The sequence below is a fragment of the Brochothrix campestris FSL F6-1037 genome, from assembly GCF_000525915.1.
GTDB classification, from domain to species: domain Bacteria; phylum Bacillota; class Bacilli; order Lactobacillales; family Listeriaceae; genus Brochothrix; species Brochothrix campestris.
In genome coordinates this window covers 1-23,725 of record NZ_AODH01000043.1, presented here as the reverse complement: position 1 = coordinate 23,725, position 23,725 = coordinate 1, and the positions used below count along the sequence as shown (strand labels likewise).

General features: G+C 41.6%; 27 protein-coding genes, 1 pseudogene and 1 riboswitch. Of the genes and pseudogenes, 3 read left to right on the top strand and 25 right to left on the bottom strand.

Annotated features, from left to right (window positions below; all coding sequences use genetic code 11):
• Positions 1–286: 286 nt before the first annotated feature.
• Positions 287–784 carry a DUF1648 domain-containing protein gene (locus BCAMP_RS09510; protein ID WP_035315218.1) on the bottom strand — a complete coding sequence of 166 codons (498 nt, stop codon included), beginning with the start codon at positions 782–784 and terminating at the stop codon, positions 287–289.
• A 515-nt stretch (positions 785–1,299) separates the two neighbouring features.
• On the opposite strand from BCAMP_RS09510, the gene BCAMP_RS13585 reads away from it, so the two are divergent.
• Positions 1,300–1,440, top strand: coding sequence for a hypothetical protein (locus BCAMP_RS13585; RefSeq protein ID WP_156921212.1), 141 nt, complete (start codon positions 1,300–1,302; stop codon positions 1,438–1,440).
• A gap of 18 nt (positions 1,441–1,458) precedes the next feature.
• Here the strand turns inward: BCAMP_RS13585 and BCAMP_RS09505 are convergent, their stop codons facing one another.
• From BCAMP_RS09505 to BCAMP_RS09455, 13 genes are all read right to left on the bottom strand, one after another.
• The gene (locus tag BCAMP_RS09505) at positions 1,459–2,748 is read right to left on the bottom strand and encodes an MFS transporter (protein WP_035315217.1); all 1,290 of its coding nucleotides are present in this window, start codon (positions 2,746–2,748) and stop codon (positions 1,459–1,461) included.
• Positions 2,732–3,502: a glycerophosphodiester phosphodiesterase family protein gene (locus BCAMP_RS09500; RefSeq protein ID WP_035315215.1), complete on the bottom strand. Its 771-nt coding sequence runs from the start codon at positions 3,500–3,502 to the stop codon at positions 2,732–2,734. Before BCAMP_RS09500 ends, BCAMP_RS09505 begins: the two co-directional genes overlap by 17 nt.
• Positions 3,503–3,740: 238 nt before the next feature.
• The gene (locus tag BCAMP_RS09495) at positions 3,741–4,070 is read right to left on the bottom strand and encodes an iron-sulfur cluster biosynthesis family protein (RefSeq protein WP_035315214.1); all 330 of its coding nucleotides are present in this window, start codon (positions 4,068–4,070) and stop codon (positions 3,741–3,743) included.
• A gap of 18 nt (positions 4,071–4,088) precedes the next feature.
• The gene (locus tag BCAMP_RS13580; protein WP_156921211.1) at positions 4,089–4,226 is read right to left on the bottom strand and encodes a hypothetical protein; all 138 of its coding nucleotides are present in this window, start codon (positions 4,224–4,226) and stop codon (positions 4,089–4,091) included.
• Positions 4,227–4,389: 163 nt separating this feature from the next.
• A complete protein-coding gene (locus BCAMP_RS09490; RefSeq protein WP_035315213.1) occupies positions 4,390–5,106 on the bottom strand; it encodes a YebC/PmpR family DNA-binding transcriptional regulator in 717 nt (238 codons plus the stop codon).
• Positions 5,107–5,211: 105 nt separating this feature from the next.
• A complete protein-coding gene (locus tag BCAMP_RS09485; RefSeq protein WP_051457022.1) occupies positions 5,212–5,700 on the bottom strand; it encodes a GNAT family N-acetyltransferase in 489 nt (162 codons plus the stop codon).
• A gap of 57 nt (positions 5,701–5,757) precedes the next feature.
• A complete protein-coding gene (locus BCAMP_RS14790) occupies positions 5,758–6,612 on the bottom strand; it encodes a lyase family protein (RefSeq protein ID WP_198015768.1) in 855 nt (284 codons plus the stop codon).
• Complete coding sequence (locus BCAMP_RS14785) at positions 6,590–7,117, bottom strand: lyase family protein (protein ID WP_198015767.1); 528 nt, start codon at positions 7,115–7,117, stop codon at positions 6,590–6,592. Before BCAMP_RS14785 ends, BCAMP_RS14790 begins: the two co-directional genes overlap by 23 nt.
• 105 nt (positions 7,118–7,222) lie before the next feature.
• A complete protein-coding gene (locus BCAMP_RS09475) occupies positions 7,223–7,528 on the bottom strand; it encodes a rhodanese-like domain-containing protein (RefSeq protein ID WP_035315211.1) in 306 nt (101 codons plus the stop codon).
• Between the two features lie 66 nt (positions 7,529–7,594).
• Positions 7,595–8,512: a ribonucleoside hydrolase RihC gene (gene rihC / locus BCAMP_RS09470; RefSeq protein WP_035315210.1), complete on the bottom strand. Its 918-nt coding sequence runs from the start codon at positions 8,510–8,512 to the stop codon at positions 7,595–7,597.
• A gap of 519 nt (positions 8,513–9,031) precedes the next feature.
• Complete coding sequence (locus BCAMP_RS12710; protein WP_051457021.1) at positions 9,032–10,096, bottom strand: exonuclease domain-containing protein; 1,065 nt, start codon at positions 10,094–10,096, stop codon at positions 9,032–9,034.
• A gap of 78 nt (positions 10,097–10,174) precedes the next feature.
• Positions 10,175–10,489, bottom strand: a complete 315-nt coding sequence (locus tag BCAMP_RS09460) for a DMT family transporter (RefSeq protein ID WP_035315208.1) — start codon at positions 10,487–10,489, stop codon at positions 10,175–10,177.
• Between the two features lie 6 nt (positions 10,490–10,495).
• Positions 10,496–10,822, bottom strand: a complete 327-nt coding sequence (locus BCAMP_RS09455) for a DMT family transporter (protein ID WP_035315207.1) — start codon at positions 10,820–10,822, stop codon at positions 10,496–10,498.
• Between the two features lie 46 nt (positions 10,823–10,868).
• A riboswitch (guanidine-I (ykkC/yxkD leader) is annotated at positions 10,869–10,969 on the bottom strand.
• 113 nt (positions 10,970–11,082) lie between these two features.
• Between BCAMP_RS09455 and BCAMP_RS09450 the strand changes: the two genes are divergently transcribed.
• Together BCAMP_RS09450 and BCAMP_RS09445 are read left to right on the top strand one after the other, a co-directional pair.
• Positions 11,083–11,589 carry an HPP family protein gene (locus BCAMP_RS09450; RefSeq protein WP_051457020.1) on the top strand — a complete coding sequence of 169 codons (507 nt, stop codon included), beginning with the start codon at positions 11,083–11,085 and terminating at the stop codon, positions 11,587–11,589.
• 306 nt (positions 11,590–11,895) lie between these two features.
• Positions 11,896–13,611 carry a cation:proton antiporter gene (locus BCAMP_RS09445; protein ID WP_051457019.1) on the top strand — a complete coding sequence of 572 codons (1,716 nt, stop codon included), beginning with the start codon at positions 11,896–11,898 and terminating at the stop codon, positions 13,609–13,611.
• Between the two features lie 50 nt (positions 13,612–13,661).
• On the opposite strand, the gene BCAMP_RS14440 is transcribed toward BCAMP_RS09445, so the two are convergent.
• From BCAMP_RS14440 to BCAMP_RS09395, 11 genes and pseudogenes are all read right to left on the bottom strand, one after another.
• A complete protein-coding gene (locus BCAMP_RS14440; RefSeq protein WP_232217968.1) occupies positions 13,662–13,817 on the bottom strand; it encodes a DUF2179 domain-containing protein in 156 nt (51 codons plus the stop codon).
• Positions 13,783–14,511 (bottom strand): YitT family protein, encoded by a 729-nt coding sequence (locus BCAMP_RS09440; protein WP_232217967.1) that lies wholly within the window; start codon positions 14,509–14,511, stop codon positions 13,783–13,785. The genes BCAMP_RS14440 and BCAMP_RS09440 overlap by 35 nt, the downstream gene beginning before the upstream one ends.
• Before the next feature lie 181 nt (positions 14,512–14,692).
• Positions 14,693–15,565 carry a hypothetical protein gene (locus BCAMP_RS09435; protein WP_035315205.1) on the bottom strand — a complete coding sequence of 291 codons (873 nt, stop codon included), beginning with the start codon at positions 15,563–15,565 and terminating at the stop codon, positions 14,693–14,695.
• A 43-nt stretch (positions 15,566–15,608) separates the two neighbouring features.
• Entirely contained in the window at positions 15,609–16,082 is a 474-nt protein-coding gene (locus tag BCAMP_RS09430) for a hypothetical protein (protein ID WP_035315204.1), read from the bottom strand.
• A gap of 258 nt (positions 16,083–16,340) precedes the next feature.
• A complete protein-coding gene (locus BCAMP_RS09425) occupies positions 16,341–17,468 on the bottom strand; it encodes a mannitol-1-phosphate 5-dehydrogenase (protein WP_035315203.1) in 1,128 nt (375 codons plus the stop codon).
• Positions 17,465–18,895, bottom strand: a complete 1,431-nt coding sequence (locus tag BCAMP_RS09420; protein WP_084038772.1) for a BglG family transcription antiterminator — start codon at positions 18,893–18,895, stop codon at positions 17,465–17,467. The genes BCAMP_RS09425 and BCAMP_RS09420 overlap by 4 nt, the downstream gene beginning before the upstream one ends.
• On the bottom strand, positions 18,828–19,214 hold the full coding sequence (locus tag BCAMP_RS09415) for a hypothetical protein (protein WP_035315200.1): 387 nt from the start codon (positions 19,212–19,214) through the stop codon (positions 18,828–18,830). Before BCAMP_RS09415 ends, BCAMP_RS09420 begins: the two co-directional genes overlap by 68 nt.
• A 1-nt stretch (position 19,215) precedes the next feature.
• Entirely contained in the window at positions 19,216–19,545 is a 330-nt protein-coding gene (locus BCAMP_RS09410) for a helix-turn-helix domain-containing protein (protein WP_269479287.1), read from the bottom strand.
• Positions 19,546–19,642: 97 nt separating this feature from the next.
• Positions 19,643–21,529, bottom strand: coding sequence for a PTS mannitol transporter subunit IICBA (locus BCAMP_RS09405; protein WP_035315221.1), 1,887 nt, complete (start codon positions 21,527–21,529; stop codon positions 19,643–19,645).
• A gap of 190 nt (positions 21,530–21,719) precedes the next feature.
• Complete coding sequence (locus tag BCAMP_RS09400) at positions 21,720–22,331, bottom strand: LOG family protein (protein ID WP_051457018.1); 612 nt, start codon at positions 22,329–22,331, stop codon at positions 21,720–21,722.
• A gap of 16 nt (positions 22,332–22,347) precedes the next feature.
• Positions 22,348–23,557 (bottom strand): annotated as a pseudogene (locus BCAMP_RS09395) (CorA family divalent cation transporter).
• Positions 23,558–23,725: the final 168 nt, after the last annotated feature.

Below are 23,725 nucleotides of genomic sequence, written 5' to 3'. Positions count from 1 at the left end.
TTAGAAGGGATCAATAACAAACGTGCACGTCATGACGTTTGTGAAGGCGACTCTAGCGGGAAAAGTGGCCGCTGAATACCCCACAGCGGAGCGCGGAGGATGAAGCGTCACCCGCAGAAAGCGTCCTTCACATTAGGAATGACTACAAAAAAAAGCAACTACCAAAAAAGATAGCTGCAAAAATGACTTATTTTACTAAATTTTGAATAACAACACTATTTGACATAGAGCCAATTAAAAATACCATTGGAGCACGCTAAAATCCGCGTCCTTCAATGGTATTTTTTTAATTAGTCCGTGTTCTTTTAAAGCCTATTAAGCGATAAATCATGTAGCCGATACCGCTTATGCCTAGCCCGATTAAGGTTAAAAAAGAAGTGAATAAAATTGGATCATTTTTCAAATCATTTTGTTGTAAAATCGCCAACGTAATAATCATAAAAACGAGACTAATAAAGAGATTACTACCCGCAACAATCGTGCATGATAAGCGATACTGTGCCCGTTTGTTAGCCTCTGTTAAAAACATGTAATTATGTTTTTCCGGGTGAGCACCAATAACAAATAACAGCAACCACATCAGAAACCCTATAATCGGCAAAAGCCACACACTCGCTCTACCAGCATAACCGTCTATCTCACCCGCAAAATTAAAATGCATCGGCACAATCTTTGGTAACGCTTGGTAGTTAACTGCTAAAAACAACGCTAAAGCCGTCAAAACAAGGAAACTTAACCAAGTGAATACCTGTTGTAAGATCGTTCGTTGATACGTTTGTTCCATTTTCAGCCATCCTCTTTCTCTAAATACAATATCAACAGTATACCATGCTCCAGATGCATCATAAACCCATATAACGCTTATTTTGACAATAAAAGGCTTACATCTCAGAATTACTGTTGTATACTAATAGAGTAAAGGATTTTTACATTCGACATTGGAGGTTTTAACGATTCCATTCAACAAAATCATCTTCTCCTTACTATGTCTGTTTGCACTTAGTGCGTGTACGGCTAAGAGTCAACCAACAGCTCCAGAAGACACAACAGCAACTTCCGACTTTCGTTCTTTTCAAGCGAACTTAAAAAAAAGAAGCCGATGATAAAAACAAACATAACTACCAACATAACATCACCTATCAACAGTTAGTCGATGAGCCTAATCGTTATATCAAAGCAAGAATTCGTTTTTCTGGCAAAATCATCGCCATTTTAAAAGGGTCTGAATATTCGCTCTGCCACTTCCAAATCGACGATGACAGCACCAAAATAATCATCCTTACGATTCCAGACGAACAATTGGCTCAACAACCGCTCTCAAAAGGTGATGAAATTACAAGTTACGGTGTCTCCGAAGGGCACTATACGTACGAATCCCCTTCGGGTGCTTTTATCACCTTGCCTATGCTTGAAGTCCGTGTGTTTGAAATGAACAACTAACCTTTTTAGAGTCCGTTCTTATCCTGCACTGACGTTGCGTTTTTTCTTAGCCCTTTCACTGACAATCACCAATAAAAGTGCACTGATTACACCGAGTAAGGCGACTGCGGTACCGATTTTAAAAATCGTTTGATAGGCATCGCCCGCCACAAACTTATCGATAATATGACCGTTTAAGCTATAGGCCCAAAACACCGGGGCGTATGTTGCAAACGACCCGATGCTCATGGCTGACCCTGAATACTTCTCTGATATTCCCGCCTCTGCCACTGGAGCTAAAATGACACTTTTAGCCAAGAAAATCGAGAAGGAGAACAGCATTAACAAGGCGATACTCAAGCCGATTTTATCAGGGGTTTTTGGAATAACCATCGTCAATCCAAGGGTCACGAACGTCATCACCAATGATACAAAAATCATTTTTGCCGATGATTTAAAGACATAATCGGCCAACAAACCAGCAATTGCCCCCGATAGCACACCCATCGCACCGGTATTAATAATCCCAAAGATGGCCGCTTGGCCACGTGAAATACCAAAGACCGCTTGTAAATAAGGAACTGTGTAAATCAAGTTAATGTATGACCAATAAATCGTTAAGCCCGCCACCGATGATAACCACACCGTCGGTATTTTAATGACATGTAATAACCCTTTGAGGGCATCCAGTGACTTTGTTTTGGGTTGTTTTTGTTCAGCAGCAATGCCATTAACAGGCACATATTTAATAATATAAAGCACGAGTGGAATAATCAGTAAGTTATAAGCCAACATCCCACCTTTAAAAATTGCAATTCCTCCAAACAAGGCCATCACAGCGACAATCAATAAGTTCATTACCATTTCAAGCGCCCGCCGTGCCGATTCTAATATCCCGAAGGCAATTCCTTTTTTATCGGGGGCCGACAGCAATACGACACCATTCAAAACCGCTGGCCAGAAAAAAGCTTCAACGACACCCCAAATAAAGGCAATCACCTTTAAAACGGCAAAACTTGGTGTGAAAAAGATAATGATGAAGGTGGTAAACATCCGAATGAGGAGACCAACGACTAATAGTGATTTAATCGAAAAGCGGTTGTTTAACCAGGCAGCTGGTACATAAAAGAAGATTGAAATTCCAATTAAACTAAAAATGATACCAAGTTCGGTATTATTCACTTGTAGCACTTCAAGGAGCACATCATAGAAGGTGCCTTTAAAAGCTTCAAAAGCGGAGTACACAATTTGACCTGCTAACACGACCATCGAGAAGCCGATGAACTGATTTTTGGAACTGAATCCAGCTTTTTTAAGTAAGCCTTTCATGACTCATCCACTCCTTCTTTGTTAATGACAACAGTTCATCTGCCTTATCACTAAAAACACCGGTGACGCCCCAATTAAACAATTCATTAGTGCGCTCACGCGTATTCACCGTCCAAACATTGACTTCATAGCCTAACGAAACAGCTGTTTGCACAACGTGTTGACTCAACCCTTCGTTTTCTAGATGGATTGCCCGCGCCCCTACTGCAGCCATAATGAGCGGCCAATCTGCTTCTAATGTATGTGTTTCAAATAACACCGCATAATCTAAATCAGGATGATAGGCTTTCATTTTTAAGAGCATCAACGGATTAAAACTAGAAATACTAATTTTGATGGCAGGATTCAACTGTGTTATTGCCTCTGCCAATTGCGCCACCACCTCATCTGCAAGTTCATTGCCTCGGTTGCCAACGACTGCCTTCAATTCAAAATTGATATTTAGTTTCGTCCGATTTAAGCAGGCAATTAAATCTGCCAATCGTGGAATCGGTTCATCTTTAAAGGCCGTACCAAACCATTCACCAACGCTTGTCGCTGCAATATCAGCAGCGCTCAATTCTGCTAAATGACCGCTCTGATTGGTTGTACGATCCAACGTATCATCGTGCATGATGATAACTGTGCCATCACCTAAAATACTAATATCAGTTTCTAACCATTCGACCCCATAACGGTGTGTTGCTTCAAACGCGGCCACTGAATTTTCGGGGTATCGCAGTGACAGCCCTCGATGTGCAATAATTTTTTTCATATTCGCTCCTTTCGTTTTACAAATTAGTCAACTGATTGCGTCGTTCAACAAAAAAACCACAGCCTCCTCTCTTTTTAGGATTCTGCGGTTCTCATCGTCTCATTACGCATCGATTAACTTACCACGAGTATAATTCCATCGTGTAAGCGTTGTCAATCTTTTTATGTTGTTTTATAAAAATAGTTTTATTCAAACTAAACCAGTTTATATCTTATTATATATAGATTGATTAGATCTTTTAATTATGAGTTAGCACCTTGACATTCGGTGATAAAATACCACTTTGACCGCTTAAAATAAGACGGCCCGATGCTGAATCACGGGTCAACACCATCTCTTCTTCCATAAAAGTAAGACTAAAGACATTGGTAAACACCGGCGGATACGAACGCTTTAAGGGACGATCATAAGGAGCTAATGGCGCGTTAGAACAACTGAGGATAAAGAGCCCAGCATCGCTACACGAGCAACTATTAAGTGATTCATACGTGTAATAGAGCGTGATGACTTTGGTCGTTGCGCCTACACAGAGGCTGTCTACTACTGCCTGACTCATTGTTATATTCATTTTCATTCCTCCTTCACGTTATAGTAGTAATCCTCTCACCGCAATGAGCAGCACAAGGACAAGCGTTAGAACTCGCAGCCATAATGGCGTTTTTGGTCCACTAAACCAACTAACAAACATGATGAGGAGACAGAGCGTGACGATTACGTAATGCATTGGCAGCATCCTCTCTCGATACATCATTCAGTATAACAAACACCACTTCGACTGGCTACTATGAGTAAATAAAAAAACAAGCCTATAAAATAGACTTGTTTCTGCCCCTTTTCAAACAAAAAAGCGGTTGAGATATGGATGAAACCGCGTCATATCAACGTTGTTACTCGAAACTTACATTATGGTGAATTTTTTGAACATCTTCCAATTCATCTAATGCGTCAATTAATTTTTCAAACATTACAAGATCATCAGCTGACAATGATAATTCATTTTGAGCAATCATCTCTGTTTCTGCTACCGTGAATTCTTCAACGCCATCGGCTTTTAAGACCGTTTGTACTTTGTGGAAATCTTCTGGTTCAGCATAAACGATGACTTGTGAGCCCTCAGTTGCAACATCACGAATCTCGATATCATTTTCTAACAACAATTCAAAAATCGCATCGGCTTCTTTGCCTTCAAAAGCGAACATCGCTGTGTTATCAAACATGTAAGCCACTGCGCCTGATACACCCATGTTCCCACCGTTTTTGTTGAAAGCTGAACGTACTTCAGCAGCTGTACGGTTAACGTTGTTTGTTAACGTATCAACGATAATCATTGCACCACTTGGCCCAAAGCCTTCGTAACGTAATTCAGCGTATGTTTCATCACTAGAGCCTTTCGCTTTTTCGATTGCACGATCGATAATGTGTTTCGGAACGTTATATGTTTTTGCACGTTCAATAACGGCATGTAATTTACGGTTAGTCGATGGATCAGGATCTCCTTGTTTCGCTGCCACATAAAGTTCTAGACCAAACTTCGCATTAACCTTACTCGTTGTTTGTTCTTTTGCTGCTTTTTTATCTTTAATATTAGCCCATTTACGACCCATTTTATCCACTTCTCTTCCATTTATTTTTCGATGTTTTTTCCTATTCAATTATAAGCCACGATGACCTATTTGTTAAGGGTTATTTTTACCGATTTTTTTCTGTAACTATTGACCTAATTGTTGTAAGCGTTCGCCGGATAGACGATAGGTCGTCCAGTCGTTCATTTGTTCTGCACCCATTGCTAAATAGAAGGCAATACTTGGCTCATTCCAGTCCAAACAGCACCATTCTAAGCGACCACAATCTCGTTCGACTGTAATTTGTGCCAGTCGTTGAATGAATTTTTTACCGAATTTTTTGCCCCGATGTTCCGGTAACACATAGAGGTCTTCTAAATAGATACCCGCTTTACCAAGAAATGTCGAAAAACTATAAAAGAACAGCGCAAAACCAACCGCTTCGTGCTCATATTCACCAATCAGCACTTCGGCTGCCTGCTTGTCAAACAACCATTCAGTTAATAAACTTTCGGTCGCGACCACTTCATCGCTCATTTTCTCGTAAGCTGCAAGGCCTTTAATAAAGTCTAATATTAAGGGAACATCTGCTCTTGTCGCCATTCTAAACGTGATTTCATGCTCAGACATCTTCATCTATCCCTTCTGCTCTTAACTGTCTTTATTATACCGTTTTGATAACCATTCGACAAATCACCCTAACGGCACAGCATCAAACATATCTGTTTCAATTCCCTTCGCAGCGGCTACCTCTTTTAATGTTTTACCTGAAGCAACTGCTTCTTTCGTTAAATCGGAGGCGACCGCATAACCGACAGTTTCAGCCAATTTGGTCGATAGATAGAGACTCCGTTCGAGCAATTCATGACAACGGGGTTCATTGGCCTCAATACCACTTAAACAATTGTCGACAAAAGTTTTCACAGCCGCCTCTAGCACATCAAACGATTCAAAGAGTTTATAAAAAATAACGGGTTCAAAGGCATTCAGTTCTAATTGACCGCCTTCAACTGCCATCGCCACGGTCACACTATTACCCGCGACAATAAAGGCACATTGATTGACGATTTCTGGAATGACCGGGTTAATTTTACCAGGCATGATTGACGAGCCGTTTTGTTTCACTGGCATAATCAGTTCGCCGATACCGGAACGAGGGCCTGATGAGAGCAGGCGTATGTCGTTAGCTATTTTAGACAGGCTAATCGCAATCACCTTTAATACATCCGCGATAACTGCATAGCACTCGACATTTTGCGTTGCATCAATTAAATCATCGGCCAGCTCTAATTCTTCACCTGTTAGCTCACGAATAATCGGCATAAAGGTTGCACTAAAACGTGGATGCGCTGAAATACCTGTTCCTATTGCCGTCCCTCCCATATTTAATGTCAGTATTTCACTCTTTGCCTGTGCGAGGCGCTTAATGTGACGTTTAACGAGCGAATAATAGGCATGAAATTCTTGCCCGAGTGTCAACGGGACGGCATCACTTAATTGTGTGCGCCCAATTTTTTTGACTGCCTTAAACTGCTCTGCTTTTTGCAAGAGGACGAGGGCCATTCGTTCGAGTTGAGCATGTAAGAGGGGGATTTTTTTTTAACAGTGTTAATTTGCCCGCGGTCGGATATACATCGTTCGTCGATTGGCCTCGGTTAACATCATCATTCGGGCTGACGCGTGTATAATCGCCTTTTTTGCCACCTAACAATTCAATGGCGCGATTGGCCAATACTTCGTTAATATTCATGTTGCTGCTCGTGCCAGCCCCACCTTGCATCGGATCGACAATAAACTGGTCATGTAATAAGCCAAGCAATACCTCATTTGCTCCTGCGACAATCGCGTGAGCCACATCAACACGAATCATTCCTAACTCAGCATTGGCTAAGGCTGCAGCCTTCTTTATTTCGGCTAAACTTCGAATGAAATCCGGCTCTAATCGCTGCCCTGTAATTTGAAAATTCGCTTGTGCCCGCGCGGCATTAACACCGTAATAGGCTGTTGTCGGTATCGACATACTGCCGACACTATCATTCTCTGTTCTGTACATATAACTCGCCCCCTTTATTTTGTAACCGTTTACATTATAACTGAAAAAACAATAAAACACATGCATTAAAGCTCTCGCTCTCTTTGCTGTGTTTTATTGCCGTTTTTATTTTAGTTTACCACGCCATTGATTCATGCCACCAGTCACATTAATCGCCTGATAACCTAAGCGTTGGAGTCGTTTCACAGCCTGTTTACTGCGCATACCCGACTGACAAATAACATAGAGTGGTTCTGTCTTATTGCCGACATATGTTTCAACAACGTGTAATGGTATGTTCTTGGCACCTTTAATATGACCTGACTTAAATTCAACGGGCGTACGAACATCTAACACTGTTGTTGTACGTGTCAATCGTGCCGCTAAGTCGGTTGTTGCTATGTGTGGCACTTGTTTAAAAAACGAAAACATCTTACCCCTCCTAATATACCCCTATAGGTATATTAGACACTATTAAAATAACACTGTCAAGTTTTACTATTTACACTTCGCCAAACCTGCTATAAACCAGTGTTTAAATTGTACCGGGTCAATATCAACACATACTTTCACATTTGCGCTTTGACCGCTTAAGCCATTCAAATCAACGACTGTCGCACCGGCTGTGTATTGCCCTGTCGTTTCGATTGCCACATGCACATCCTGTGTTGTGAACATAGCTGGTGCGAGTAAATAAGCAATCGCGCAGCTGTCATACATTGTTGCTCCCCCTTTGGTTGACGCACCACGATAACGTTGCAAAATGCTAAAAATCATCTCACCTACAGGATGCATTGCCTTAATGATGGCACTGTCCTCAGGGGTGACAATCGCTTTCCAACCGACATCAAGCGGCGCCATTACAAGCGGTATCCCACTCCTAAACACAATGTCAGCTGCTTCTGGATCAACAAAGATATTGAACTCGGCTAACACTCCGGCATTGCCGCGCCCAATTGCCCCACCCATTAACACAATCTCGGCAATTTTATCCTTCGCCAGCGGGAATTCTCTTAACAGCATCGCCACATTCGTTAACGGACCAATCGCTACAATCGTCATCGGCTCATCTGCACTCAGCAACTCGCGGTACATCGCCTGAACGGCAGTCTCTTCTAACAGTAAATGCGTCGCTGGGGCTGGAAAATCATAGCCATCCATCCCTGTTTCGCCATGCACTTCACTTGCATCAATCGCGTCACGCAGCAACGGTCGTACCGCACCTTTTGCAACGGGAATCTCTTTCTTAAACAACGCCAACAGTTTTAATGCGTTGGCGGTCACCTTGCTTAAACTAACATTACCAGCTACCGTCGTAATTAACCTCACATCCAATGCATCTGACGCTGTTGCAATCGCTAAGGCAATCGCATCATCGATTCCCGGATCAGTATCAATTATAATCGCTCGACTCATCTTCAACACCCCTCTTCAATTGATTAGCTATTTCATCCTCACCATAACAAACAATGTAAGCGTTGTCAAAAAGTGCAGCGTGCACTGCTCTTTTCCGCAGTAAAAAGCCCGTTAACCCCAAGGGTTAACGGGCTGAGGCTGAAGATAAACGCTGTTCTAGGTCATCAATGCCTCGCCTTATCGGAGTCGAGTACCATCTGTACACTCACCTCAAAGGCTCGTGTTTCTTACTAGAACGAAAGTAAAATCAGCTCGTTCAACTTTAAAGATATTGGAATGGAAAAGAAGAGCGACTATTTACCGTCGCTAGTTTCCATGAAATATCATAGAAGTTAGCTGATTAAACGAGAGGATATAACAACGTTTCTATTCAGTCTTATCATCTCGTAGACAAAGTCACTGTAATAGCATTTCAAAGAAAATGAAGACTGTTTAGACTTTGTCTACAATCTGAACCCATTAACCCCAAGGGTTAACGGGCTTTTTCATAAGTGAACGATTCAATTACAAAAAATGATTTCAACGATTACCGGCCGCTTCGTCAACCTGTTGTTTAAGCAATTGATATTTACGCCAGTCTTGCTCGACAATTTTTTGAGCATCAATCTCTCGTTTAAGACGGGTCACATTTCGGAGGTAACAATCAATTAAGAAGTCACGGTAAATAAGGACATCCGCCAAATGCGTTATCGTCACCCGAAATGTACCCCAGTCTGATTTAGGTGCTGCTTGAATAATCGCATTTGGATACGCAATCGTAAATGTTTCCTGATTACCACGCAGGCTGATAAATTGTGACTTTGAATTACAGGTAATGCGGGCAAAGGTAAAGTAACCTTCGAGGCTAAATGTTTTACCGACATGTTTTACCGCAAAAAAACTCGCCATCCGTTGCCCTTGTAAAAACACATTCAAACTTTGGTACAAGCGCAGTTCATCCTCACTAAAGCTATCGGTTGATGCTTTTTGCGGTATGACAGCCGCTTTGCCTAATGTGCCGCTTCGCCCACGTTCCGGTGTTTTTTGCCAACACATCATGTAAACCTTCCCTGTGACGATACAATCTTCTAAGGCATCATGCGATTGATTATCTAATCCTAGGTGATTTTTAAGCGTTTCAAGCTTATGATTCGGTGTATCAAAGTATTTACGTGCTAACGGTACTGTATCCAATACGTGATATGTCACTTCTTCAAGTCGTAGATCACAGGAAGTTGCCAGTAAAAACTTCATATCGAACGACGCGTTATGTGCCACTATGGTATAGCCGGCGATATAGGCTAAAAAGTCCGGCCACACGTCTTCAACTGCTGGTGCGGTTGCCAAAATCTCATCGGTGATGCCAGTGATGCGTACAATTGTGTCAGACAGTGCTTCAAAGGGATTAATGTAACTCGAATAAGTCGAGACTTGTTGACCATTCTCATATTTAACGGCCCCAATTTGAATCACTTGATGACGCTCAGGACTTAAACCGGTCGTCTCAAAATCGACCACCACAAAACTTGCGGGTAGTTTGGTCGGTTTTTGATAAGCTTTCGCCGTTTTTTTCGTACTCGTGCGACGGTAATTACGGTAACTCATGGTTAGATCACAGCCTTACTATCTGATTTATGTCTCATCTAGTATTTTACCGCACTGTGACCAAATTCGCATCTCCTTTTATGAAATCAATTTCAAGCCGACCGTTGCGGCAATGATTAAGCCGATGAAAAAGACTCGTTTGACGCTTTTAGAGTCACCAAAGAAAAACATCCCCATCAAGGCCGATCCCGCTGTCCCAATACTCGTCCAGACTGCATAGGCTGTTCCCATTGGAATGGTGTTCATCGCCAATGACAATAATAAAAAACTAAGTGCAAACGCAACAACTAACAAGAGCATGTTCTGCGCATTCCGTTTTGCCACTAAGCGGTTAATACTCGAGACACCGACGACTTCAAAGCACCCGCCGATAATTAATAAAAGCCAAGCCATTTGTCATCATCCTTTCGTTTTTGTTGTTGCTAATTTCAAACCAATCACACCCGTCATTAAGACGACGAGTAAGACTGTTTTTAAGACAGTCATCGCTTCACCAAATAAAACGACACTTGTTACAACTGTCCCTAACGTGCCTAGACCGACAAACAACGCATAGGTTGTACTGACACTATTGGTTGCACTCACCTTAATTAAGAGTCCAAACGATACGACGATACAAACGACTGTTAAGAGCCACTCCCACACATTACTCGAATGTTTCAAGCCAATCACCCAGCCCACTTCCGCGATGGCAGCTAAAATAATTAATAACGTACTTTTACTCATTGTTTCCACCTCCTCAAAAAAAAGCCTAAGAAAAACGAAAATTCGTTTCTCCCAGGCTTTTGTCCTTCCGTGTCACAACGGCAACCGTTGCGCATTTCTCTCGGACCAGACTAACGATGAAGTTACGGAACCCTAGAAATGTTTTCGTATTTAATTAGTCCCTTAACTATAGCACATCTTTTTTCGGAGGGCAACCACCGCTTATCTGTTGACTTTTGTATCTGCCTTTTTTATTACTGGGCAAAAAGGAGTGTTGCCTCATGGATTACTTCAAAAAAATGCACACCAGTGCCCGCAGCCCACTGACTTACCGTTACAAGAGTGTCTGTTTCAACGGTTGTGGCGCCTTTCTTACCCTCTTTCTGCTCTCTCTTCTCACTAACTTAATAAACCTACCTTGGTTGATGGCACCCTTCGGAGCCAGTTGTGTCCTTGCGTTCGGGGCTTGGAATGCACCGTTCTCACAGCCACGTAATATTATTGGTGGCCATTTCTTAGCTGCTTTAGTCGGATTAACCGTGTTGCAGCTAATACCTCACACACCCTATCAGCTAGCGCTAGCTGTTGGCCTGTCTTTAATCGTCATGCAACTGACTAAAACAAGCCATCCACCTGCTGGGGCAACACCCATTGTCATCATCTGTGCAAACGCTTCCTGGTCTTATCTCTTTTTCCCCGTTTTAGCAGGCTCTTGTTTGCTCGTAATCTGTGCCCTTCTTTTTAACAATCTAAGTAGTACACGTCACTATCCCACCTTTTGGCTCTAATACTAGTCCGTGTAAACATTCATTTCTTGACGATGATTTAGTAACACAGTATCCTTAAGGAAGATACATTACTTTATTACTCGAAGAGGTGCTTATGGAAATATTTGAAACAATACTTGTGATGCTCGCCTTAATTTTAGCATCTAACATTCTCCAACGTTTTTTACCCTTTATTGCGGTTCCCATTATTCAGATTGTGCTAGGAGGCCTTTTTTTCGCTCATTTTACCGCACACTTACTTAGAACTTTCGCCTGAACTATTTATGTTATTGTTCATTGCTCCGTTGCTCTTTAACGATGGTGTCAATGTGGATAAAAAATCGTTCTTCAAAGAAAAAAAAAGCGATTTTCATTCTCTCGATTTGCTTAGTCTTTGTGACAGTCGGCGCCTTAGGTTGGTTCATTCATTTTATCATCCCAACCTTACCGTGGGCGGCTTGTTTCGCCCTTGCTGCTGCACTGGCACCAACTGATGCCGTCGCTGTGAGTTCATTGGCTGATAAGGTCAAAATGCCGAAACGGATGTTGCATATTTTAGAAGGTGAATCCTTAATCAATGATGCTTCGGGTCTGGTTTCATTTCAGTTTGCCGCAGCCGCCCTCTTAACTGGAGTCTTTTCAATGACAACAGCCGTAACAAGCTTCTTTTTAATCTCACTAGGCGGGATTGCCGTCGGTTTGATTTTAGGCTTTTTAGCGATTTTATTCTTACGTTGGTTAAAAAACCTCGGGATTCAAAACAATGTCTCCTTTATTCTGTTTGAAATTTTACTGCCGTTTGCGATTTACCTTGTCGCCGAAGAATGCGGTGTGAACGGTATTCTAGCCGTTGTGGCGGGTGGAATTGTCTATTCGTACCATTATAAGAGCATCAAGCTCGATAAAGCACAGCTAAATGTTTTATCAAAAAGCACATGGTCGATTCTATCGTTCAATTTAAATGGACTTGTCTTTATTTTATTAGGAACGCAATTACCGCACATTACCTCGGTTGTCTGGCACAATCAGTTCATCGATAATCGTTTAGTGTTTATTTATGTGTTAGTGATTGCCTTCATTTTGCTCTTCTGTCGCTTCCTTTGTTTCTTAGCAATCCGCAATTTTGAAGAGTCCTTCAGTCTGAAACAAAGCCTGCTCTACACCGTCTCAGGCGTCCGTGGCACAATTACGCTTGTCAGTGCACTCAGTTTACCACTCGTCTTGAATAATGGCGCTGTGTTCGAAGCACGCGAGTTATTGATTAGCATTGCCAGTGGGGTTATTTTAGTTACCTTATTACTCGCTAACTTTACAATGCCCTTGTTTGCAGAGAAAAAAGTTGAACTCATAAAAAACAATGAAACCGAGATCGCTATTTTACAAACAGTGATTGCACAGTTAAAAGCACAACTGACTACCGCGAATAAAACGGTGCTTGGCAAAGTGATTAAGATGTATAACGATCGCCTCTTGTCTTTATCTGATCGTGATGATTTTTCCCAGCAACAAGAAGAAGTGATGACGAAAGTGTTACATTGGAAATACACCAACACCCTCCACTTATTAAACACGAAACAAATCAGTGTGCTGGTGGCCTTTAATTATTTACGCCGCTTAAATCATCGGTTGTATCGTCTCACTAAAAAAACGCAATATCAAAAGCGACATTTCATGGCGAATGTTATGAAAAATGACTTTTCGCAGCATTTGTTGCTGCCAACGAACCGCCGTGCTGAAATTGTGCTTTTACGTGAAAGCAACCGTAACTATGTGTTAGTACAATTACGCGAGGCTGAAAAGACGGACGACCAGAATATGATTATCGATTTTTACCTGCTACGTTATGCACGGATTAAAGCCTCGCATACTACTGATCAACCTGAACAAGACACCAATTTTGATGAATGGTTACAAGATGCGATTCAAATGGAACGTGAAGAGTTGCAAGCCCGCTTTGAAAACGGTGACTTAAAACGGCTGGAACAGCGGGCCTATCTCGATAAGTTGCTAACACTTGAAAATTCGATTCAGTTTATTTCATAGTTGTACAAAAAAGTAGTAAACCATTGCGGTTTACTACTTTTTTCATTTTCTTAAACAACTGAATAGTAATTAAAGCCGAGACCATGTACTTCTGACACATTATATGCAATCACAAAGCTATCTGGATCAATCCCTTTGATTGTTTGCAACAAACTTTGGTACTGTTGATTGCTAACGATGACCATCAGCATATTTTTTTTGTTCATCCGTATAACCACCTGTTACACCAAAAACAGTCACGCCTCGATTTAAGTCATGAAGCAACGTTTGCTTGATTGCTTCGGTGTGTGCTTGACTCATAATCATCACTGCTGTTTTACGTTTAATCCCAGTTTCAATATAGCTCATGACGATAGACGTAATAATTAAAGAAAGCACCGCATAAAAGAAGGCTTCCATACTGAATACGAAAATATTAAAAATGACGATAATAATATCAGTCACAAATAGACCAATCGCTGTATTGAGACCAAAATACTTTTTGAAAATAAGTGGCGGAATCGTTGTACCGCCACCCGATGCCCCGATTTTATACAAAGTTGCAACACCCACTGCAAAAATTGCACTACCGAATGTAACGGATAAGAAAATATCAGTCGTCACCATCACTTCTGGGACAATAGCTAATGATACAGGTAATAACATGCTGCCAATAACCGTGTTAATAAAAACTGGTTTGCCTAAAAAGATGTACGTTAACACGAGCATAAGTAAGTTTAAAATAAGTACAGTCAGCGCCCGATCAATCTGAAACACTGATTCAACTAAGATGCCGATACCACTAACACCCCCAGCTGCAATATGATGTGGTCCTAAAAACATGTTAATACTAACCCCAATTAAAAAAATAGCTACGACTACCAGCGGTAAAGTCTTTACAATCGCTTTTGTTTCTTTCATTCATTCAACCTCTTTCATCCTTTTTTATTATTGTGGTCCTAAACCCTCAATGATTATCTCTTTAAAACACCCTTTTTCAAGAATACCTTGAATGACTCCTAAAAAGAAAGTAATAACCTACTAGTACAATACAAAAACTTCCACCTTAAGTTCAGTAGAAGTTAGTTTTAAAGCTTATCTTTTATGTTATTGTTTCCACAACGGTTCTCACTGGATCATTCAATACCACATAGTTTGCCCGCGCGACTACCATCTCGGGTGTGGCACGATAAAATGTTTGAATGCGGTGTTGTTGCTGGTGTACCTTTAAATAATCAGTCACGCTGTGAGGGCAACTGTCTAAAAAGACAAACACGTAATCAAAGGTACGACTCTGCTTAAACAAACGCGAGGGATTCACTTCATACGGATCAATAATCTTTACATCTTTAGTATACACCCTTAGTGCGTCACGATAACGATGCGCGTGTTTGGCTGTGATTAGTGTAAAACTGCAATTGGCAAGTCTGTTTTTCATGGCGTGATTAAGTGGCGGTTTCATCGTCTGTTGGCGCGGTTTCTTCATCAACTGACGTTCACTTTTTGACTGATTGATACTGCTATAGCAATAGACAATCATCGCGTGTTTTTCCTCAATCAATGCCTTACACGCATCTAAATCGCGGGCCATTTCAGGGCGACTTTTCACAAAATAAACATCATTGGTCGTCACATCCACAAACAAAGGTTCCTGTTCGGCCAATACAAAATAACCAAAGCGATAATTCGTTGTGTTTTCGAAATTCATCCGTTTAAACACGCTATCGTATTCGTAGAGTAATTGGTTCAGCTGACCGTACTGCTCAAAGGTACGCTCATCTAAGCGATCGCGTAAGCTTTTAATCATTGCGACAATCGTTGTTCGCTCTGGCTGTTGTTGTTTCAGCTGTTTACGCAACTCGGTATGTCTCATCTTCATTTTAAATTGTGAGGCTTTGAGCCGATTTTTTGTTTGACGTAATCCTTCAACCTTAATGTCTTGTTGACGATTAATTTGCCGTAAATGTTGCTCCATTTGCCGTATATGAGCCACCTGTCGATTAGCTTTGGCAATCACCTTAACGATACGTTGTTGCGCCTGCGCTAACTTTTTTTTCCAAAACTTGCTTATCATTGATGAGTTCGGTCGAATAAGTCAGTAACTCAGCCATACTCGCAATGTGTAGCGGTGTCGCGGCTGCTAACTCTGTTAATTGCTGTTCGTCTGCTTGATACCCCTTGATAATCGCTGCTAGACGCTCTTCTTCTTGCTGAAAATGATTGTTTTCTTTTTGAAGCTGTTTCACCAACCGCTCAGAGTTAGCCATGCGCTTATCGCTCTTTGCCAGATTTTGTTGCAACTGTTGGTATTTTCGCTCCTGTTTCTTCAGCTTTCGTTGCAGTCGTTTCGCTGTTTGCTCTGGCACTGCGTTACTCGTTGCAACCGGTTGTGCTTTCGCTTGAAAGAGACTTTGTGCGCGCTGATACAGGTCATCCTTCCGTTGCTGTTCGTCGGTTTCTTTCTCCCATGGTTTCCTTGTTTGATTGTGCAATTACGGTTCCCCCTTTCAAAACCTCTTTATTTTTAGCTATAGTTATAATTGCAATATAGCATATTTCGGCAACTATTTCTTCTGAAAACCCCGACAAAAAACCCTTCAAATGAAGGGTTCCAGATTGTCGACAAAGTCAAATTAAACTGCTTTTTCTTTCGGATTTTATGACAGTGACTTTGTTTACGAGATGATAAGACTAAATAGAAAGGCTGTTATAGCCTACCCTCTAGCTTAGCTGTGCGTTTTTAAGTGCGTCTAATACTGCGCGATAATTTCTTGATATAATGGATTGGTCTCTTTTAATTCACACACCGTTTGAAGCACATGGTCTAATCCTTGTGTTTGTAATAAGGATTGAAGCGTCATCGCTTCTTTATCTGAGGGATCATCAAAGTGCAATGCCGCCACAATCGCTTTCGCTAAATTTTGATGGGGCAAGCCTAATTTATCAGCCTCGACTGCGGGACGCACTAACCGGTCTTGCGCACCTAGTTTACGCAATGGCGAACGTCCAACTCGATCAACCCCATCTGCTAACAACGGATTTTCGAAACGGTGGATAATTTTTTTGATATAAGCTGCATGGTCGGCAGCATTCAAATCATAGCGTTTCACTAAATAAGCGCCTGTTTCACCTAAAGTCGCAGCAACTTGCTGATAGACAGCTTCATCTTTCAATGTTTCATCAATGGTGTGATACCCTTTAGCATAGCCCAAATAAGCAGTAACTGCATGACCTGTATTGACAGTAAATAATTTACGTTCAATGAACGGTGCTAAGTCAGGCACGACTGTCATACCAGGAATAGTTGGTAAGGTCGTTTTACTTTCAACCACCCATTCATAGTAGGCCTCTACCTGTACATCTAACCCGAGTCCGTCAGGTTGTGCTGGCACAATCCGATCAACGGCTGAGTTGCAAAAATGAACCTGTGTCTTGATTTTTTTAGCAGTAGCCTCATCCACATGCGTGAAGATAGCGTCGCGTAAAATATCAGTGGCATTGATTTGGTTCTCGCAGGCAATCACATAGAGTGGCTCTGACGTTAGTGTCACTCGTTTAGCTAACGCCGCTGCGATTGCTGGCGCGATAAACGGTAATATTCCCGCACCAATTGCAGTTGTTAAAAAAGTCGCTTCGGCAATTAAGGCTTCGACTGCTGCTGCTTGCGTGCCACTATTCAAACCATAAACCGGCTTAATCGTACTTATTTTCGGCTGTTCTTCTGCTGTAATCACCTGATATGACTGCTTATCATTTAATTGTTGAATCAAACTGTCGTTCAGATCAGCAAAGGTCACTTCATAACCCGCTTCGTTTAATAACGCACCAATAAATCCTCTACCAATATTTCCTGCTCCATAATGAATTGCTTTTTTCATTCTAAATCAGTCCTTTGTGTTTTATTTACAATCACTTTTTGTAATGCCCGCTCAATCTGCGGGCGAATGAGACGTTCTTGACCTGACGAAAAGATTTGGGTACTCTCGGTGCTTTCAATCAACAGGGCGCTAATCGTACTAACAACCTCTGTTTCGGCAGCACTTAAGTGTTCCGGCGCTAAGAGTAAAATAAAGGTGCTCACCGGCCATTGATTAGCATCCATCCCTTGTAACGCATAAGTCTGTGCTGTTTGCACAATCGTCAATGTCATCTGCTGTACAGCGGCATGGCGCGTATGAAACAGCGCCATCGTTGTATTAGGTATCGCTAATCCACCTTGTTTTTCACGCCACATTACTTTTTCAAAAATGGCTGTTTGCTGCGCTGTTAATAAGTCCGGCGTAATTGCTGTTATCATGTCAGCAACAAGTTGCCGGTAATCCTGTTGTGCTGTTATCGTTGTCACCTTTAAATTATCTAAGAGTGAATGAACCGCCTTTAAGATGGCATCCAACTCACTTATAAACTGCTCAAATGGTTGTGTCACTGCCGCGTACTCGTTATCGCGAGTGGCACTATATTTTTTACGCTCCATCATAACAGGTAACTGTTCTTTGATGTAGCGGCGTACTGCGTGTACGTCTTGCTGTGGTAACAACGGATTAACGAGCAAATAGGCTTTTGGTGGGTGCTGTAAACGCACGGTTGATAACACGATGTCATACTGATCCCAATCGACTGTTTGCATCTCTGCCATTGACGCAACGACATGGTGCGTTAGTTCGGGGATATCTTTTGTGAGACGGGTCGATAACATCTTTGAGGCCCCAAAACCGGTTGGACAAATAATGAGCGTCTCTATATCTATTTGTTCTTTGCGCATTTCTAATGCTGACCCGAAATGCAAGACGATGTATGCCATTTCATCAATCGCCAAGCTATGCCCATTCAATTCTTCTTGCAGCCCTTTTTCAATGGCCATAAACAGCAGCGGGTATTGTCGTCTAATGTCTTCTGATAACGGGTTATGAACCGTTATTTTATTTTGAAAACGAAAGACCGCTGACGGCATATGGGCTAACAGACCTTGAAACAGTGAAAAATCATCTGTTAAGTCGATATTAAGTTGCTCTGATACATGGGAAATCAGTTGCTGAACGAGTCGTGTAATTAGCAAGCTATCATAGCCGCCCATCGTTTCATTTAATTGAATAGCACTTTGCCATAACATTGCAATTTCTGCTTCTTCTCGCTTTGAGATGGTACGTGAAATTTCCGTTGTAAAAGTCGCGGCAAAACGATAGGCATCATCAGACAAGCGCATTGTTATTGGCTCATCATCAATCAAAAAACCGGCCTCACTGCGTTGTAGCGCAATCACTAATTGAATTAAAAAAACGCAAATAGGAATTAACGGCCATTTCATAATGTGAGGATTGTAAATAGCTCCGTTCAATCGTATTAATTTCTTTAATTAACGCAATTGGCAGGTAGTCGAACCAATCCGCGGTCGCGGTGTCACGTTCAATTTCAAACAAGGCATCGATCAATTGCTCATCAAAATATTGCAGTAAATAACTGGCCAAGGCTTGGCGTTTATTGCGTTCGGTTGCGCGCAGTTGAATACCACTGCCACGATAACGTTCTATCGTAACGTTTAATGGCTGTAACCAGTCGCTTAATGATTCTAAGTAGGTGCTTGCTGTTTGCGTCGAAACACCAATTTCTGACGCGAGGTTACTCAATTTATACGGTGCTGTTTGATGCGCTAACGTTTTTAAGAGCTGCCAATTTTTTTTCTTCTGGTGTTTGGTCAAAGGCTTCTGACTGATGTAATTCTTGCGCAAGTTTAAACAGGTTCGCGTTGGTACCTGCGATGTAAAATTCTTGGTCACGCTTACTCAAGGACAGATGAAAAAGAGCCAATGTATGTGACACTGTTTTAAAATCACGTTGCACCGTACGTCTGCTTACTTTTAAAAGTGAGCTAAAATAGTCCAACGTATTGCCCGCTTTATTTTTAACCAGTGTTTCTAAAATGACCTTTTCACGTGTTGTTAAAAACATCGAACACACCTCCTTTAGTTTACTAAAGTATACCAATTAGACACATTTTCGTAACATTTAACGCTCGACCCACGAAAGCACCTTCAACTGAAGGCGCTTTTCACTCTTATTGTTCGAGTCGTGTAATGATAGCTGCTGCTGAGGTTTCTGCGACCATCGCATGCACCGCTGCCACATCCGCACACGTTTCAGCAATCATTGCTAAAATACCCAAATGATCATTGTCAGCACCGGCAATCGCGAATAATAGTCTCGTCTCATTGCCATCAAAATCGACACCCTCTGGTATTTGTACAATCACCACGCCTGATTGAATGACAGCTGCTTTCGCTGCTTCCGTCCCGTGTGGTATCGCAACAAAGTTACCCATGTAGGTCGATAAATTGGCATCACGTACAAGCATGGACTCAACATATGAAGTAGAAACATAGCCTTTTTCAACGAGTTTCTCACCAGCAAAACGTATCGCTGCTTCTTTCGTGGCAAAACGTTGATTAAGGTAGACGTTTTCCTGATTTAAAATAGCTTGATTGGTTGTTGACTCACTTTGGTTAACGACCGCTTCAGTTGGTTTCACTCCTTGAGCTAATAATGCGACTAATTTGTCGTATTCGGGACTGTCTAAGAAGTTGTCTACTGAAATATGATGGGCATTCGGACGCTTCGTTGTAGCTCTAGGTGTTAATTCTCGTTGTGTAATAATAATTTGTGCATCCTCAGGCAATTGTGAAATAGCTGTATTGGTAACTGTTACAGCAATGTTGGCCTGTTTGATTTTTTTACGAAGTAATGAAGCACCCATCGCACTTGATCCCATACCTGCATCACAGGCAAACACAATCTTTTTGACATCTGCTGCAATGACTGACGTCGCTTCGTTTGTAAAATGCCCTGCCACACTACTTTCTTTACCTTTCATTGCAGCCATTTTTTCACTGGCTTCTTCAATTGATGTGTCACTTTTTTTACTGAATTTCAAGATTAGAGCTGCCACAAGGAAAGAAACAACTGCTGCCACTACCACGCCGGCAATGTTTGCACCATAATTACCTAAGCCTTTAGGTGTTGATGCTAATACAGCTAAAATACTACCTGGTGAAGCGGGTGAAATTAAACCACCGTCGAGCAATGTTAAGGTGAAAACGCCACTCATTCCACCAGCAATTGCAGCGATTAATAAGGCCGGTTTCATTAAGATGTATGGGAAATAAATTTCATGAATCCCACCGAAAAATTGAATGATGGCTGCACCAGGTGCAGTTCGTTTGGCAGCACCGCTACCAAAAATACTCAAGGCCATTAAAATACCTAAACCGGGGCCAGGGTTTGCTTCAAGTAAAAACAGAATTGATTTTCCTGAATCAGCCGCTTGTTGTACGCCTAATGGTGTTAATATCCCCTGGTTAATTGCATTGTTTAAGAACAGTACTTTTCCGGGTTCAATAAAGATTGAAGCCAACGGCAATAGGTTGGCATTAACAATCCAATCAACCGCGCTTGCTAATACATTGTTGAGCCCCGCCATAATTGGTCCAACACCTTTAAGACCGATTATCGTTAAGATTCCGCCTAAAATACCAGCAGAGAAGTTATTAACGAGCATTTCTAAACCTGCTTTAATCTTGCCTTCAAGCAAGGCATCGAATTTTTTCATTAAGTAACCCGCAAGTGGTCCCATAATCATTGCGCCTAAGAACATCGGCACATCTGACCCAACGATGACACCCATTGTGGCAATCGCACCAACAACACCACCACGATGGCCGTGCACCAGTTTACCACCTGAGAAACCAATGAGTAATGGCAGTAGGTAGTTCACCATCGGCGTTACCAATTCAGCTAACGCTTTGTTCGGTAGCCAACCATCTGGAATAAATAAGGCTGTAATTAAGCCCCAAGCAATAAACGCACCTATATTCGGCAACACCATCGAGCTTAAAAAGTTACCGAACTTTTGTACCCCTTGACGTGTATTTCCCTTTTCTGTTGTCATTGTCATCCCTCATCTCTTTTTAGCGATATTTTGTTACCGCTTTCATAACTTTATGATATAACGGATTTTGTCACAGAACAATCTAATGTAGCCATAACTTTGTCACTTCTAACTGTGACATTGTTTATTTTTAGGCAAAAAAAGAACCCTCAAAAGAGGGCTCAGGTGGTAGTATCCGTCGTATGACACTTTATTTTTCTTCCAAGTTGATTGCTTCTAACCGGTTGCTTTCACTTTGGTTCTGGTACTGTCGAACAACTGGTGGTTGATAGTCTTTCAAAAATGCGGCAATCTCCGTCACATTACTACTAAATGAGGTGACGGATCGATCGGTTGCCGTTAAGAAACCATTTGCCACCATTTGATCATAGAACTGAGCTAATGGTGTGTAATAATCCGCCACATTATACAAAATACAGGCGTTTTGATGTTGACCAATCCGCGCCCAAGAAATCACCTCGGCAATTTCTTCTAATGTTCCTGGTCCACCAGGCAATGCAATGTAACAGTCACCTAAGGCAATCATTTTATTTTTACGCTCTGACATTGACTCAACGAGTTGCAGCTCGGTTAGCTGGGGATGACTCAATTCGCGCTCCGCTAAAAAAGTCGGCATAATCCCAATCACTTTGGCACCGCCAGCTAGGACGGTATCGGCTAGTAGTCCCATTAAGCCCACCTTGCCGCCACCGTAGACTAACGTATGTTGCTCGGCGACAATCCACTGACCTAACGCCTGTGTCGCCGTTTTAAAGGCGGGATTCTGGCCCGTGCTTGCGCCACAATAAACGACAATTTTCATCTTCATTCCTCCTTCGTTAACGGTTCATCATTTTGCGTAAAATAAACGACAGACTCAACCAGACAAGCACACTGATAATAATCGTGATTAACCAACCAAAGGCGTTATTTTCAAGCGGTAATGGCATGTTCATTCCAAAAAAGCCCGTAATCACGGTTGGGATTGTTAACAGCACCGATAGCACGGTTAAAATCCGCATGGTATCGTTCAAGTTATTGTTCAAAATGTTATTATAGGTCCCTGACAGTTGTTGCAAAATTTGGACGGACAACTGGGTCATCTCAACCAATTGTTTTGCTTCAATTAAGACATCGCCAAGCTCTTCGATTTCGACATCATCAAGTTCTTTGTAGATCGCATGGGTTTTAATTTGTTCGAGCAAAACAACATTTTGCTTCGATGCTGAGATGAAAAAGATAATACCCGTTTCTAAATCCGACAGCGACAGCAGTGTTTTTTTTGGTTGTTTTGACCTTTAATTGTTGGCTGACTTTGTTACGTTCAAGATTAAGTTCTTCAACGTATGGAAAAAACTGATCGGTAATCATTAGCAAACTATTGAACAGCATTCCAAAGACAGACACCGTCTCATTTTGTTTTAGGAGCGCTGCCATCTTACTGATTAAATAATGATTGCGGTCGTTGGAGATGGTAATCAGTGTCTCGCCTTTGATGATAAAAGTCATCGGGATTGTTTCATAATGGTTGTCGATTTTTGTTTGGTTCGGAACGTTATAAATAAAGACGAAGGTATTCGTCGTTTTATCGTAGTCTAAGTGGGCGCGTTCGTTCTTATCGAGCGAATAGCCGATGATTTCTTCATCAATCCCATACGTGGCAAATAATGTTTTAAGATCATGTTCTTGCGTGGTGTTAACATTAATCCAGCAGTTTTGTTGCTGGTTAAACCGTGTTTTTTCAATCATACACAAACCCCTTTTTTTATCACTTAAGTCTATCTTAACGTAATTAAGCGATTGGCGAAAGAGGCGAATGCGTGTTTGATTAAGGGAACGTGTTACTAATTGGGACAAATGAAAACGATCGATGATGGTATCTGCATTTGGGAACACCTCTTTAATTAAAGACCCGTAAGGGGCGTTCATATCGGTGACAATCGTTTTTACAGAAGCTCTCGCTTCATATGAATAATTTAAAAAGTAATCTCTGAGATGATGCAATCTTCTAGATGGGAGGATATCAATGATTTCATATTTTTTCGTCATCAGTGAAAATAAAACTCATCTGACTATCAGCACTCTGGATAGGCTACACTAAGTTAGACAGAATAAATGAGGGCTTGTAAACTAAGACTACTAATAAAAAGGAGTGTGCTACTATGCCACGTCAACGTCGAACATTTACGCCTGAATTTAAACTGCAAATGGTGAAGC